Source organism: Mycobacterium sp. E2733, assembly GCF_001667585.1.
Lineage (GTDB): Bacteria > Actinomycetota > Actinomycetes > Mycobacteriales > Mycobacteriaceae > Mycobacterium.
On record NZ_LZJZ01000130.1, the window covers coordinates 106519 to 121094 of the forward strand.

Annotated in this window: 13 protein-coding genes; 5 read left to right on the forward strand and 8 right to left on the reverse strand. The window is 68.6% G+C overall.

Translation table 11 applies throughout. From position 1 onward, the window contains the following. Positions 1-124 precede the first annotated feature (124 nt). Positions 125-1861, forward strand: a complete 1737-nt coding sequence (locus tag A5678_RS23675; RefSeq protein WP_068047698.1) for a GMC family oxidoreductase — start codon at positions 125-127, stop codon at positions 1859-1861. Here the strand turns inward: A5678_RS23675 and A5678_RS23680 are convergent. Beyond that, the gene (locus A5678_RS23680) at positions 1858-2751 is read right to left on the reverse strand and encodes a TauD/TfdA family dioxygenase (RefSeq protein WP_068047773.1); all 894 of its coding nucleotides are present in this window, start codon (positions 2749-2751) and stop codon (positions 1858-1860) included. The genes A5678_RS23675 and A5678_RS23680 overlap by 4 nt on opposite strands. Positions 2752-2812: 61 nt before the next feature. Between A5678_RS23680 and A5678_RS23685 the strand changes: the two genes are divergently transcribed. After that, positions 2813-3379 (forward strand): TetR/AcrR family transcriptional regulator, encoded by a 567-nt coding sequence (locus A5678_RS23685; RefSeq protein ID WP_068047701.1) that lies wholly within the window; start codon positions 2813-2815, stop codon positions 3377-3379. Positions 3380-3382: 3 nt separating this feature from the next. On the opposite strand, the gene A5678_RS23690 is transcribed toward A5678_RS23685, so the two are convergent. The 6 genes from A5678_RS23690 to A5678_RS23715 form a co-directional block, all read right to left on the reverse strand. Further along, the gene (locus tag A5678_RS23690) at positions 3383-5749 is read right to left on the reverse strand and encodes a glycoside hydrolase family 65 protein (protein WP_068047704.1); all 2367 of its coding nucleotides are present in this window, start codon (positions 5747-5749) and stop codon (positions 3383-3385) included. Further along, positions 5746-6486: a beta-phosphoglucomutase family hydrolase gene (locus tag A5678_RS23695; RefSeq protein ID WP_068047707.1), complete on the reverse strand. Its 741-nt coding sequence runs from the start codon at positions 6484-6486 to the stop codon at positions 5746-5748. Before A5678_RS23695 ends, A5678_RS23690 begins: the two co-directional genes overlap by 4 nt. 81 nt (positions 6487-6567) lie before the next feature. Beyond that, entirely contained in the window at positions 6568-7380 is an 813-nt protein-coding gene (locus tag A5678_RS23700; RefSeq protein WP_068047710.1) for a class I SAM-dependent methyltransferase, read from the reverse strand. Beyond that, complete coding sequence (locus A5678_RS23705; protein ID WP_068047713.1) at positions 7377-8195, reverse strand: methyltransferase domain-containing protein; 819 nt, start codon at positions 8193-8195, stop codon at positions 7377-7379. Before A5678_RS23705 ends, A5678_RS23700 begins: the two co-directional genes overlap by 4 nt. Continuing rightward, the gene (locus A5678_RS23710; RefSeq protein ID WP_068047715.1) at positions 8192-9271 is read right to left on the reverse strand and encodes an NmrA family NAD(P)-binding protein; all 1080 of its coding nucleotides are present in this window, start codon (positions 9269-9271) and stop codon (positions 8192-8194) included. Before A5678_RS23710 ends, A5678_RS23705 begins: the two co-directional genes overlap by 4 nt. Further along, positions 9268-10785 (reverse strand): MFS transporter, encoded by a 1518-nt coding sequence (locus A5678_RS23715; RefSeq protein WP_068047718.1) that lies wholly within the window; start codon positions 10783-10785, stop codon positions 9268-9270. Before A5678_RS23715 ends, A5678_RS23710 begins: the two co-directional genes overlap by 4 nt. Before the next feature lie 79 nt (positions 10786-10864). Here A5678_RS23715 and A5678_RS23720 point away from each other — a divergent pair, with 79 nt between their 5' ends. Then, positions 10865-11506, forward strand: a complete 642-nt coding sequence (locus A5678_RS23720; protein WP_068047720.1) for a helix-turn-helix domain-containing protein — start codon at positions 10865-10867, stop codon at positions 11504-11506. On the opposite strand, the gene A5678_RS23725 is transcribed toward A5678_RS23720, so the two are convergent. Beyond that, positions 11503-12060, reverse strand: a complete 558-nt coding sequence (locus A5678_RS23725) for a peroxiredoxin-like family protein (RefSeq protein WP_082945713.1) — start codon at positions 12058-12060, stop codon at positions 11503-11505. The genes A5678_RS23720 and A5678_RS23725 overlap by 4 nt on opposite strands. Positions 12061-12195: 135 nt before the next feature. On the opposite strand from A5678_RS23725, the gene guaA reads away from it, so the two are divergent. Both guaA and A5678_RS23735 read left to right on the forward strand, forming a co-directional pair. Next, positions 12196-13776, forward strand: coding sequence for a glutamine-hydrolyzing GMP synthase (guaA, locus tag A5678_RS23730; RefSeq protein ID WP_197502239.1), 1581 nt, complete (start codon positions 12196-12198; stop codon positions 13774-13776). 171 nt (positions 13777-13947) lie between these two features. Further along, on the forward strand, positions 13948-14576 hold a 629-nt coding region (locus A5678_RS23735; RefSeq protein WP_068047726.1), incomplete at its 3' end, for a hypothetical protein.

Here is a 14576-nt window from a genome sequence, read left to right on the forward strand (position 1 = left end):
ACCGCCGAGCGTCACGCCAGAGCGACGGCCACGATCGAGCGCCACGCCAGCGTGACGCTCGCCCCCTAACGTCCGGCCCCGGGGGCAGTGGCTCGTTACCCCTGAGCAAGGCCATACTGGTGCGATGAGGCCGGATTACGACGTTCTGATCATCGGTTCGGGTTTCGGGGGCAGCGTCAGCGCGCTGCGGCTCACCGAAAAGGGCTACCGCGTAGGCGTATTGGAGGCGGGGCGGCGCTTCGCCGACGAGGACTTCGCCGAGACGTCCTGGGACCTGCGCAAGTTCCTGTGGGCGCCGAGGCTGGGTTGCTACGGCATCCAGCGGATCCATCCCTTGAAGAACGTGATGATCTTGGCCGGCGCCGGCGTTGGCGGCGGCTCGCTGAACTACGCCAACACGCTCTACGTGCCGCCGGAGCCGTTCTTCTCCGACCGGCAGTGGTCGCACATCACCAACTGGCGCGACGAGTTGATGCCGCATTACGAGCAGGCGAAACGGATGCTCGGGGTGGTCACCAACCCGACCTTCACCGACGCCGACCGCGTCCTGAAGGAAGTCGCCGACGAGATGGGTTGCGGTGACACCTTTGTGCCCACCCCGGTAGGGGTGTTCTTCGGCCCCGACGGCGCCAAGACGCCCGGCAAGACGGTGCCGGACCCGTATTTCGGCGGCGCGGGACCGGAGCGCACCGGCTGCCTGGAGTGCGGTTGCTGCATGACGGGCTGCCGTTACGGCGCCAAGAACACGCTGCTGAAGAACTACCTCGGCCTCGCCGAATCGGCTGGCGCGCAAGTCATTCCGATGACGACGGTCAAGGGATTCCAGCAACGCCCCGACGGCGTGTGGGAGGTGCGCACCGTGCGCACCGGAAGCTGGCTACGCAGGGACCGGCGCACCTACACCGCGACGCACCTGATCCTGGCCGCGGGCACCTGGGGGACGCAACATCTGCTGTTCAAGATGCGCGACAGGGGCAAGTTGCCGCGCCTGTCGGAGCGGCTCGGCGTGCTGACCCGCACCAACTCCGAGTCCATCGTCGGCGCCGGGAAGCTCGAGGTGGACCCGAAGCTGGATCTGACGCACGGGGTGGCCATCACCTCGTCGATCCACCCGACCTCGGACACCCACGTCGAACCCTGCCGTTATGGCAAGGGGTCCAACGCGATGGGCCTGTTGCAGACGCTGATGACCGACGGCACCGGTCCGGAGGGCACCGACGTGCCGCGCTGGAAGCAGCTGTTGGACCAGGCCCGCGAGGATCCGCGGCGCATGATGCGGATGCTCAACGTCCACCAGTGGAGCGAGCGCACCCTGATCGCTCTGGTCATGCAGCACCTGGACAACTCGATCACCACCTACACCAAGCGCGGGAAGCTGGGCATCCGCTGGTACACCAGCAAGCAGGGACACGGTGAACCCAACCCGGCCTGGAACCCCGTCGGGAACAGGGTCACCCGGCGCATTGCGGAAAAGATCGACGGCGTGGCCGGCGGCACCTGGGGTGAGCTCTTCAACATCCCGCTGACCGCGCACTTCCTCGGCGGTGCGGCCATCGGCGACAGTGCCGAGCACGGCGTCATCGACCCCTACCACCGGGTCTACGGCTACCCCACGATGTTCGTGGTCGACGGCGCCGCGATCTCGGCTAACCTGGGCGTCAACCCGTCACTGTCCATCACCGCGCAGGCCGAGCGCGCGGCCTCGCTGTGGCCGAACAAGGGCGAGAACGATCAGCGCCCGGCGCAGGGCGAGCCCTACCGCCGGCTGGACCCGATCGCCCCGGAGCATCCGGTGGTGCCGGCAACCGCGCCCGGCGCGCTGCGCTGGTTGCCGATCACCCCGGTGCCCTCGGCCGGCTAGCTCGCGATCGCCTCGAGCGGGGCGCCGCTGACCACCCGGCTGCGTTGACGGTGCACGTTGAAGGGCACGTCACCCATCAGCGTGACGCGGTGCATCAGCCGGGGCTGGTCGTCGTAGTCGTCGATGGCGCGGTGCTGGGTGGCCCGGTTGTCCCAGATGGCCACGTCGCCGGGCGCCCAGCTCCAGCGAATGGTGTTCTCGGGCATGGTTATTCGCCGTTGCAGCAGATCGAAGAGCACCGTCGATTCGTAGCTGTCCAGGCCGACGAACCCGCGCACGAAATCGCCCAGTAGCAGCGTGCGTTCACCGGTCTCCGGGTGCACCCGCACCACGGGATGCTCGGTGCGGAAATCCGGCTTCTCGAAGGCGTGCCGGAATGCGCGCTGCGCGTCGGTCAACGCTTCAGGCGTGATGTAGTCGTAGCGGTTGGTGTGCAGCGCCCACAGGTCGTCGACGAGCCAGGCGAGCGGCTCCGGCAGGTGCTCGTAGGCGGCCGCGGTGTTGGCCCACAGCGTCGATCCGCCATACCGGGGCAGGGTGACCGCCCGCAGGATCGACGCCGCCGGGTAGTTCGCGACGAACGTGACGTCGGTGTGCCAGCGGGTCGCCTTGCCGTACTCGGAGTTGATCGGCGTGATGACCGGCGCGTTCTTGGCGGCGAGCACCTCGGCGGCCGGGTGGCCGACGGGCGTGCCCAGTAGCCCGGCGAACGCCAGCTGCGCGTCGTCGTCGAGGTGGTGCTGGTGGCGGAAGAAGACCACCTTGTGGGCCAGCAGCGCCTGACGGATCTTCTCGATCGCCCCCGGGTCGAGGTCCCCCCCGAGGCGCACCCCGTCGACCCGCGCGCCGATGCGGCTGCCCAGCTTGGTGACGGTTATCTGACCGATCATTTTCATCATCCTCGTGTGAAAAGGGGTGTAGTCAACTGACTACATCGCGTACTGTAGTCACATGACTACACGTTCCGCAAGTGGCCGCGCAAACATGCCCACCGGGCGGGCCGAGGTCGCCGCGGCGATCCTGGAGGCCGCCACCGACCTGTTCGCCGAACGGGGCCCTGCCGCGACGTCGATCCGCGACATCGCCGCGCGCTCCAACGTCAACCACGGGCTGGTGTTTCGCCACTTCGGTACCAAGGAGAATCTGGTCGGCGCCGTGCTCGATCATCTGGGCGCCAACCTGAGCGCCCTGCTGAGCGCCGAGGCGCCCGCCGACGTCCTGGACCGGGCCCTCGACCGGCAGATGCGGGTCATGGCCCGCACTGTGCTCGACGGGTATCCGGCGGGGCAGCTGCAGAAGCGCTTTCCCAACATCGCGACGCTACTCGGCTGGGTGCGGCCGCTTCACGACAACGAGATCGACGCGCGCCTCGCCGTCGCCAATGCTCTTGCGCTGCAATTCGGTTGGCGGCTGTTTGCGCCGATCCTGCGCTCGGCGACGGAAATCGACGAGCTGACGGACGATGAGATACGGCAGGCCGTGGGCGCGGAGGTGGGGCGGATCCTCAGGTCCGGCTGATGCCTACTTGTTCCGCGCCAGCGCCCTACGGTGTAGTGGCTCGCGGCCCGGCGGCTGCTGCGGGGGAGCCAGCAGCGGCTTACGGTGGCGCACCGCAATCGTTTTCGGCGCATCGGTGCTCAGGGTGATCTCCTCGCCCGCATGCCGGATGGTGAGCTGGCCGCCCGGCCCGTCGCGCACCGTGTAGGTGACTTCGGAATGGTTCACGTCGACAGTAAGCCGGAAATCGCGCCACCGGAGCCGGAATCTCAGCCGCGAAATGCCATCGGGCAGCGCGGGATTTAGTGAGAGGATGCCCTCGTCGTCGCGCAGCCCGCCGAAGCCGCCCACCAGTGCCGTCCACGCGCCGGCGAGCGATGCCATGTGCAAGCCGTCGCGGGTGTTGTGGTGCAGGTCGCGCAGGTCGATCAGCCCGGCCTCGTAGGCGTAGTCGTGCGCCAACTCCAGGTGCCCGACCTCGGCGCACATCACGGCCTGGGTGCAGGCGGACAGCGACGAGTCGCGCACCATGCGCCGCTCGTAGTAATCGACGTTGCGCGCCTTCTGTTCCGGCGTGAACGCGTGGCTCTGCCACTGCATCGCCAGCACCAGGTCCGCCTGCTTGATCACCTGCGCCGGATAGAGCCGCACGTACGGGTCGTGCAGCAGCAACGGATAGTCGTGGTTCTCTTGGAAGTCCCACTCCGCCAGCGTGGTGAACCCCTCGCACTGCTGGTGGACCCCCAGGCCGGCGTCGTAGGGAATGTTCGCGGCGTCGGCCGCGTCGCGCCAGCAAGCCGTCTCCTCGGTGGTGACGCCCAACGACTCCGCCACCTCTGGGTGGCGGTTGCAGGCATCGGCGGCGGTGCGCAGGTTGTGCGCGGCCATCAGGTTGGTGAAGACGTTGTCGCGCACGATCGCCGTGTACTCGTCGGGGCCGGTGACGCCGTCGAGGTGCCAGACGCCGTGCCGGTCGTGGTGGCCGAGGGAGAGCCAGAGCCGGGCCGTCTCGACGAGCACCGCGAGGCCACAATTCTTCTCCAGTTCCTCGTCGCCGGTGACGATGCGGTACCGCTCGAAGGCCATGGCGATGTCGGCGTTGATGTGCCAGGCCGCCGTGCCGGCCGGCCAGTAGGCCGAGCATTCCTGCCCGCGGATGGTCCGCCAGGGGAAGGCGGCGCCCTGCAGGCCCAGCTCGGCCGCCCGCTCCTTGGCGAGGTCCAGGGTCGACGCCCGCCACCGCAGCGCGTCGGCCACCGCATGCGGCGCGGTGTAGGTGAGCACCGGCAGCACGTAACTTTCGGTGTCCCAGAAGGCGTGGCCGTCGTAGCCGGTTCCGGTGAGCCCCTTGGCCGGGATCGCGCGGCGCTCGGCGCGCACGCTGGCCTGCAACAGGTGGAAAAGCCCGAAGCGCACCGCTTGCTGGGATTCCGGGTCGCCCTCGACCTCGACGTCGGCGCTGTCCCAGAAGTCGTCCAGGTAGGCGCGCTGCGAATCCAGCAGCCCCTGCCACCCGGTGTAGCGGGCGCTGTGGATGGCGGCGGCGGCCTGGTCGCGCAGGGCCGGGCGCGAGCGCATGCTCGACCAGCCATACGCCAGGTACTTGACTATGCGCAGCTTCTGCCCGGCGCGCAGCCCACAGATCACGGTGGTCCGCGCCAGATCGTCGCGGGCGTCGGTGCTGAACTCGACGCGGCCGGGAACGTCGATCTCATGGTCCATGGCGGCCGACATCATCAGGGCGCTGCTGCGGGTGCGGTGCATGAGAAGCGCCCCGGTTTCGGTGTTTTCGTGGGCGACGGCCACCAGCGGGCTCTCCAGAATGGCCGCCACCCGCGGGTCACCCGAGGTCTGTGGTTGGTCTTCGTTGGTGACCAGTTCGGACTGCACCGTCACGCGAACGAAATCGCCGACCGCTTCTACGACGTATTCGATGGCGGCTACCCCGCGCTGGGCCAGCGACACCAGCCGGGTGGACACCAGCTTGATCTCCTTGCCGGCGGGGGAGCGCCAATGCGCGCCGCGGGTCATCGTCCCGGCGCGCATGTCGAGAACCCGCTCGTGCGAAAGCAATTCGCCGTAGCGGACGTCGAAGGGCTCGTCCTCGACCAGCAGGCGGATGATCTTGCCGTTGGTGACGTCGACGATCGTCTGGCCGGCCTCCGGATAGCCGTAGCCCGCCTCGGCGTAGGGCAGCGGCCGGATTTCGTAGAAGGAGTTCAGGTAGGTGCCCGGCAAGCCGTAGGGCTCACCCTCGTCGAGGTTGCCGCGCAGCCCGATGTGCCCGTTGGACAGGGTGAACAGGGATTCGGACTGGGCCAACAGGTTCAGGTCAAGCGTGGTTTCGCAGACGTGCCATGGATCGACGGGGAAGGCTTCGTCGTCGATCATGACGGCAGCAACTCGGCGAGGTCGGTGACCACCACGTCGGCGCCGTTGCGTCGCAGATCGTCGGCCTGGCCCACTCGGTCGACACCCACCACGTAGCCGAAGTTACCGGCATGGCCGGCCTGCACGCCCGAGATCGCGTCCTCGAACACGGCCGCGGCCCCGGCCTCGACGCCGAGCAGCTCCGCCCCGCGCAGGTAGGAGTCCGGCGCGGGCTTACCGGCGATGTGCTCGTCGCGCAGCGTGACGCCGTCCACCCGCTTCTGGATGAACTGGTCCAGGCCGGTGATCTCCAGGACGTCACGGGTGTTGGCGCTGGAGGACACCACGGCGATGCCCAGCCCGGCCGCCGACGCTGCCTCCAGATATCGCCGCGAGCCCTCGAAGACCTCGACGCCGTCCTCGCGCAGCACCCGTTGGAACATGTCGTTCTTGCGGTTGCCCAGGCCGTATACCGTCTCGGCGTCTCCCGGGTCGTCCGGACTGCCGTCGGGCAGGTCGATCCCCCGGCTCTGCAGAAAGGACCGGACCCCGTCCTCCCGCTTCTTACCGTCCACGTATTTCCGGTAGTCGTCGGCCGCATCGAACGGGACGAATTCTTCGCCGGTGCGCTTGGCCCGCTCGGACAGGTAGTCGTCGAACATGGCCTTCCAGGCCTTGGTGTGCACGCTCGCGGTATCGGTGAGCACACCGTCGAGGTCGAACAGACAGGCATGCACCTTCTCGGGCAGACCCAGCACGGGTGGACCTCGCTTCCTGGTCTTGGAGGACTAGTTCAGCGATACCCACTCCACCATGCAGACATGTCTGTCGCCAAACGTTCACCCGCGCCCGGCCGCTGCGACCCCCTGAACGGCTCGAAGACGCCCGTCCGCCAGCGCGGCGGTGAGGTTCTCGAATTTCCGGTCGAAGTCGGTGACGAAGGCGTGCAAACCCAGCGGGGTGGCGGGCCGGGCCAGCAGCGCCTGCATGAACTCGGCCGCCTCCTCGGTCAGGTCGTTCCAGTGCTCCACGGCGAACCCGGCGGACTCGATGACCGCACGCAACTCGTCAGGGGTGACCAGGTGGCTGCGCTCGGGTTCATCGGCCCACGGCAGCGGATACCCCAGCGTGCCCTGGTTCCCGATCGTCAGGTCCCACAACGCAATCCGGCCCCCGGCCGCCAGTACCCGGCGCGCTTCGGAGTAGAGGCGCGCCTTGTCGGCGACGTTCATCTGAACGTGCTGGCTGATGACGACGTCAAAAGCGCCGTCGGCAAACGGAAGTTGGGTGACGTCCGCCTGCCGGACCGATATCCGCTCGTCGAGCCGGACCAGGCGATTGAGCCAACGGCTCGTCTCGCAATACTCCTCGGTGAGATCCACGGCCGCCACCGTGCAGCCGCACCGGTCGGCGACGTACCGGGCCGCGCCGCCGATCCCGCTGCCCGCGTCGAGCACCCGACTTTCGCTGGAGATGCCCGCCAGATCCACCAGCCGGCTGGTGGCGAAGCGGCCCATGGTGTGAAAGTCCTCCACCGCACCCAGGTCGGCGGGCACCAGGCGGTCGAGGTCTTTCCCGGCGGATATCAGCGCCCGTTCGATGTTGCGTCGGGACAGGCCGGTCGAGTACTGGTTGGCGATGGTGCCGGTCATTTGCGGACCTCCGTCCATGCGGTGATCAGCGGGGGCATCGTGATGAGGGCGCCGGCCGCGAGCGCCTCCCGGCGGAATTGTGGCACGAAGTTCTCGATGTCGGCGAGCTCGTCGATGGCGAAGCCGCCCTGTTCCGCGATGGGGGAGACCAACCGCCAGACTTCCGCGGCGTAGGCCAGGATGTCGGCGTCGGCGGCGGTGCCGATGGGTGTGCCCTGGGTCAGGCGCGGCGCGCCGAGGCCGGCGTCGGCGAAGACGGTGGGCAGCGTGGTGCCGAACCGCGCGGACAGGCCCATCGCCTCGAAGGCGCGGACGATGCCCGCCGTCACCCGCTCGAACAGCGGCAGGTCCGGGACGCTGCGCGTCGCGGTGATGTCGTTCTCGGAGAACGCGACGATGCCGCCGGGGCGCACGAAGGTGCCCAGGTGCCGCAGCGTGGTGGCCGGGTCGGGCAGGTGCATCAGGATCAGCCGGCCGATGACCGCGTCCACCGGTTCGTCCAGCGCGATCGCGTCGACGGTGGCCTGCGTGAAGTGCGCTGCGCGCAGGCCTTGTTCGGCGGCGCGGTTCCGTGCGAGCTCGACCATCGCCGGTGCGGCGTCCACGCCGAGGACACTTCCGGCCGGTCCGACCAGCCGCGCGGCGATGAACGAGACGTCGCCGGGCCCGCAACCGATATCGAGCACCCGCATGCCCGGGCGCAGCCCGGCGAGCCGCAGCGCGTGCTGAGTGTAGTCGTTGTACAGGCGCCCCTGCAGGAGGAGCCGCCGCACCTCCACGTCGGCGTGACCGAGGACGTAAGTGCTCGTGTTCATCGCGTCGCCATCCTCTCCGGTGTGGTGTGCTCGGCCCGCCACACCGCGGATTGACCGGAAAGCCGGGCATGTGCGGGTTGCGGATGTTGTTGGAGCCGGTCGAACTTGTCCAGGCGGTGCATCGGTACGAGTCCGGTCAACAGGAAGTTCCCGAGCTGCCGGATGAGATTACCTGCGGTGCGCCGTGTTTCGGGGCCGTTGACGTAGCGGCGCGCGATGGTCAGGAAGTCTTCGGGTTCCACACCGGCCACATCACGAACATGCGTGGTGGGACCACCCACTTCCCAGGTGCCCAGGGCGTATTCCGGCAGGTAGTGCCGCAGGCTGGACTGGAAGAACATGTCGGCGCCGAGCCGCTTGGCATTGACGCGCACGGCGCGCATGAACATCCATTGGGGGATGTCGATGTGGCGCACGCGCCGGCCCAACGCCTCACCGACCGCGTCGGCGATCTCGGCTCCCGAAAGCAGGGCCGGTCCGGTCGGGCGGTACGCGCGGCCATCATGACGGTGCGGGTCAAGCAGCGCGCCGACGGCGACGCGGGCGATGTCTTCGTTGGAGGGAGGCGCATTTCGGCGGGCGCCGGTGGGGACCGGCAGGATTCCCAGCGCGGCGGCCAGTGGCAGCACCTGCAAATAGTTGTCGGCGAAGTAGCCGGGATCGACGGCGACGTGGGCGGTGTCCGGCAGCAGGTCGAACAGCTTGTCGGTCAGCCATGCTTGTCGGGTCATCAGCGAGGGGTGCTCCGGACCGGCCGCCCACTGTCCGAGCGCCACCACCGCTTCCACACCTGCGCGGCGTACGGCCAACGCGAAGGCGACCGCGCTGTCGAGCGCGTGGGGGTGGTACGGAGGGTTGAAGTACAGTCGGTCGACCTCGTCCAGCGCGGCCGTAACCTGTTGGATGTCAAACATATCGGCCACGACGACCTCGGCGCCCAGCTCCCGCAGCCGCGCGCTGCGCGCATCCTCACGATGCACCATGGCCCTGGTGGCAACGCCCTTTTCCAAGAGCTGCGCGGCGACCGCGCTCCCGATCCTGCCCGTGGCCGCAGTCACCAATACTCGGGTATTCATGGCATTTCCCTTTCGATTTGACGTGCCGGCAACAACCAGCCGACGACGAGCGCGGCGCCCAACGCGACGCCGGCACAGACCAGCGAGCTCACCTGCAGGCCGTCCAGGAACGCGCGATCGACGACACCGCGGACGTAGCCGGCTTGTGGCGCGGGCAGCTGCTGGATCACCCTGTGCGCCAGGGCCATCGATTGCCGCATTGGCTCGGCCGGCAATCCGGTCAACGCGGCCGCCCCGAGATGCCCCGAGTACACCGAGGCGAAGATGCTGCCGGCGATGGCGACGCCGAGCGTGCCCCCGAGTTCGCGCGTGGTGTCGTTGACGGCCGAACCCACTCCAGCCTTATCGGCGGACAACGACCCCATGATTGCCTCGGTGGCCGGCGAAACGGTCAGGCCGAGGCCGCCGCCGAGCAGCAGCATCTGCGTGGCGATTTGGGTGTACGGCGTGGCGGCGTCGGCGGTGGACGCCCACGCCAGCCCGGCGGCGAAGACGGTGAGTCCGGCGGCGACGACGGCGGTGGTGCCGACGCGTTCCACCAGCCGGGGTCCCGCGATGCTGGCCAGCGCGATCGTGGCGGCGACCGGCAGCAGCCGTACCCCGCTCTGAAATGCGGTGTAGTCCTTGATGAATTGGAAGTACTGCGTGATGACGAAGATGAAGCCGAACAGGGTCAGAAAGCCGGCGGTCACGGCCAGGCTTCCGCCGGAGAACCGGCGGTCGACGAACACCGACACGTCCAGCATGGGGTGGTCGCTGCGCCGCTCCCACAGCGCGAATCCGGCCAGAACCGTTGCGGCCAAGGCGAACCCGGCCACGGTCCGGCCGTTGGTCCATCCCCAGGTGGGCGCCTGGATGACCGTGTAGACCAGCGCGGTGATCCCGGCCGCCGATAAGAGCAGGCCGGCGACGTCGACGCGCGGTGCCGCCGGGTCGCGCGAGGTCGGCACGAAAAGGACGCCGCCGACGATGGCCAGCACCGCAATCGGGATGTTCACCATGAAGATCGAGCCCCACCAGAAGTGCTCGAGCAGCCAGCCGCCGCTGATCGGCCCCACGGCCACCCCGACGCCGACCATCGCCGCCCACAGCCCGATCGCCTTGGCGCGCGCCGCCGGTTCGGTGAAGATGTTGGTGATCAAGCCAAGGGTGGTCGGAAAGATCACCGCCGCGCCCACCCCCATGGCGGCGCGGGCCGCGATCAACTGGCCGGCCGAATCAGTATGTGCCGCAACGGCGGAAGTTGCGGCGAAAAGCGCCAGTCCGGAGTTCAGCCAGCCCCGTCTGCCAAAGCGGTCGCTGAGGCTGCCCGCCGAGAGCAGCAGTCCCGACATCACCAGGGTGTAGGCGTCGACGATCCATTGCAGCTGGGCGGTGTTGGCGCCGAGTTCGCGCGACAGGGTCGGCAGCGCGACGTTGACGATGGTGGCGTCGACGCTGATGACGAAGACGCCGAGACAGATGACGGCGAGTGCGGGGACGGGACGGTTCCGTAAGAGGGGTTCGGTGCTCATAGACAAGACGCTAAAGCAAATGGACAAATAAATCAAGTAGCTGATTGAAAATCATGTCTACGGTTGGTAGGCTGGCCTGGTGGCATCCCGCAGGACCTACAGCCAGAACTGCCCAATCGCCCGAGGCCTCGACGTCCTGGGCGAGCGGTGGACGCTGCTGATCCTGCGCGAGCTGGTCGGCGGCCCTCGCCGCTACGGTGACTTGCGCGCCGAGTTACCCGGCATCGCAACCAATCTGCTCGCCGAGCGGCTCAAAGAACTGCAGGACGCCGGGCTCGTCGACCGCGCCGACCTGCCCGCCCCGATCGGGCGGACCGTCTACACCCTCAGCGACATGGGCTGGCAGCGGGCGTTGCCCGTGTTGAGGAGCGTGGCATGGTTCGGCCTGGACCGGTTGGACCCGATCGAGGGCGGCGCGGTGTCACCGCTCAACGGGTTCTTGGCCGGGATCCTGCTCGGCTTCGACTCGGGCAAGGCGGCGGGGTTGGAGGCGAGCTGTCGGGCCGAGATCGACGGCCGGCGTTTCGACTTCGCGGTGACCCAGGGCCGGCTAGCCGGTGGTCACGGCGAACCGTCGGTGACGATCACCGCCGCCGCGGCGGATCTGGTGACCGCCCGCCTGGGCGCGAACGAGGCCAAGCGCAAGGCGGCGCTGCGGCGCATCAGCGTGACGGGCGACCCGGCGGCCGCCGACGCGGCACGTCAGGCGTTCGCGCTTTAGGCCTGCGCCAGCAACTCGTCCACCGACCATTGGTCGTTGGCGTGGCCGCCGCGCTTGCACGCGACCACGCGGCCGTCCGGGCCGATGAGGAAGTCGGCGGGCAGGCCCAGATGGCCGCCGGTCGGACGCGGATTGGACACCGGCATGCCGCCCCGGTTGCGCCAATAGCTGGGGCGGGCCATCGCCACCACCGTCGGCGGAACCGCGCGCGGGTCGAGCACGGAACGCGGCGACGAGCCGACACCGAACTCGGCGTACAGCGCCTTGGCCGGGTCGCCAATCACCGCGAACGGCAAATCGCCGACGTATTGCCGCAATTCATCGTCGGTCGAGTGGAATACCACGACCTCACGGATACCGGCGTCGGCGATCTCGCCGTGGCGGCGCACGATCGACTGCAGGTGAACGTTGCAGATGGGACAACCGGCGAAGCGCCGGAACTGCAAATGGACGAGTTGGTCGGGATCGGGAATCGGCACCCTGTCCCCGGAAACGCTGGTCAGTTCGCGGGCGGAGACAACGCTGCCCCGGCCTATCGCGGAATTCTTGCGCAAGGGCGGCTCCTGTCTGACGAAGAGGCTCCCTTTTCTAACGAAGGAATGTATGGGCTGATTCCGAACCCACCAGGACACCCCGGACCGCCGGCATTGCGCGGCCGACCCATTTGATGTGACGGCGCAGCCACTAAGCTGGCTGCCGTGGAAACCCCCTCGCCGCGGCCCGTGTTGGTGATCGATTTCGGCGCACAGTATGCGCAGTTGATCGCCCGGCGCGTCCGGGAGGCGCGGGTCTTCTCCGAGGTCATCCCGCACACCGCCTCGATCGACGAGATCAAGGCCCGGGAGCCCGTGGCGCTGGTGCTCTCCGGGGGGCCGTCCAGCGTCTATGAGCCGGGCGCCCCGCAACTCGATCCGGCGGTGTTCGACCTCGGCGTGCCCGTGTTCGGCATCTGCTACGGATTCCAGGCCATGGCGCAGGCCCTGGGCGGGACAGTCGCCCACACCGGCACCAGCGAGTACGGCCGCACTGAGCTGAAAGTTGTTGGCGGGGAACTTCATTCGGGCCTACCGAGTTCCCAGCCGGTATGGATGAGCCACGGTGACGCGGTCACGGCCGCACCGGACGGATTCGACGTCGTGGCCAGCAGCCCGGGCGCGGTGGTGGCCGCGTTCGAGAATCGGGCGCGCGGCCTGGCCGGGGTGCAGTATCACCCCGAAGTCATGCACACCCCGCACGGGCAGCAGGTGCTCAGCCGCTTCCTGCACGACTTCGCCGGGCTCGGCGGGGAGTGGACACCCGCCAACATCGCCAGCGCGCTGGTGGAACAGGTGCGCGAACAGATAGGCGGCGGCCACGCGATCTGTGGACTCTCCGGCGGCGTGGACTCGGCGGTGGCCGCCGCACTGGTACAGCGCGCCATCGGGGACCGGCTGACCTGTGTCTTCGTCGACCATGGGCTCCTGCGCGCCGGCGAGCGCGACCAGGTGCAGCGCGATTTCGTGGCCGCTACCGGCGCCAACCTGGTCACGGTCGACGCCGCGGACACCTTCCTGCAGGCGCTGTCGGGGGTGACCAACCCCGAGGGCAAGCGCAAGATCATCGGCCGTCAGTTCATCCGTGCGTTCGAGGGTGCGGTGCGAGACATCTTGCTAGAGAGTGGGGCGGATACCGATTCTCAGGTCGAGTTCTTGGTGCAGGGCACGCTGTACCCCGACGTGGTGGAATCCGGTGGGGGCAGCGGAACCGCCAACATCAAGAGCCACCACAACGTCGGCGGTCTGCCCGACGACCTGAAGTTCAAGCTCGTAGAGCCGTTGCGGCTGCTGTTCAAGGACGAGGTGCGCGCCGTCGGGCGTGAGCTCGGCCTTCCGGAGGAAATCGTTGCGCGCCAACCCTTTCCGGGCCCCGGCCTGGGTATCCGGATCGTCGGCGAGGTCACCGCTCAGCGGTTGGAGACCCTGCGTCGCGCCGACTCGATCGCGCGCGAGGAACTCACCGCCGCCGGCCTGGACAGCCTGATCTGGCAGTGCCCGGTGGTGCTGCTGGCCGAGGTCCGTTCGGTCGGTGTGCAGGGCGACAATCGCACCTACGGGCACCCGATCGTGCTGCGCCCGGTGTCCAGCGAGGACGCCATGACCGCCGACTGGACCCGAGTGCCCTACGAGGTGCTGGAGCGCATCTCGACCCGCATCACCAACGAGGTGGCCGAGGTCAACCGCGTGGTGCTGGACATCACCAGCAAACCCCCCGGCACTATCGAGTGGGAGTGACCGCCCGGCGCGAAAGCGCCGCCACTTCACACCCATCCGCCCCACCGGTATCGATCGCATAAAGCCGCCCCTTCCGTTTCTTGACGGTTGTCGGAGGGCGGGTGTTTACTCTCAATCAGTCGAACATACTTTCGAAAATAGTCGTGCGAGAGCGGTGGTAGGAGGCTGGTCATGACTGCGGCTTTCGCCCCCGATGCCCGGCCGGAAACCCGTGCTGAGCAGCTCGAATCGCTGCGCCGGCGGATGGCCGTGATCACCGGAAAAGCGCCGGGGCCCACATCCGCCCGCACCGACGACCTGCTGCCGGAATCGGAAGCCCAGCTGGCGCTGCCGCGGTGGCTGGCCGAGGCGCTGCCGGCGCCCCTGCCGCGCGGAACGGTGGCGGTGCTCTCGGGCGCCCGGTCGCTGCTGCTGGCCATGGTGGCCGCGGTGACGGCAGCGGGTGGCAACGTGGCAATCGTCGGCCAGCCGGACGTCGGGCTGCTGGCCGCCGCGGAGATGGGGGCGGATCTGAGTCGGGTCGCGGTGATACCGGATCCCGGAACCGATCCGGTGGAGGTGGCAGCGGTGCTCGTCGACGGCATGGATCTGGTGGTCCTCGGCCTGGGCGGCCGCCGGGTGCCGCAGACCCGGGCGCGGGCGGTGGTGGCGCGGGCCCGCAGCAAGGGATGCACCGTGTTGGTCACCGACGGTGACTGGCAGGGCGCGCCGACCCGGCTGGAGGCCCGGGTCTGCGGCTATGAGCTCACTGCGGGAGGCCGCCCCGGATTCGGCCGGATCAGCCGGGTGCGGCTGCAGGT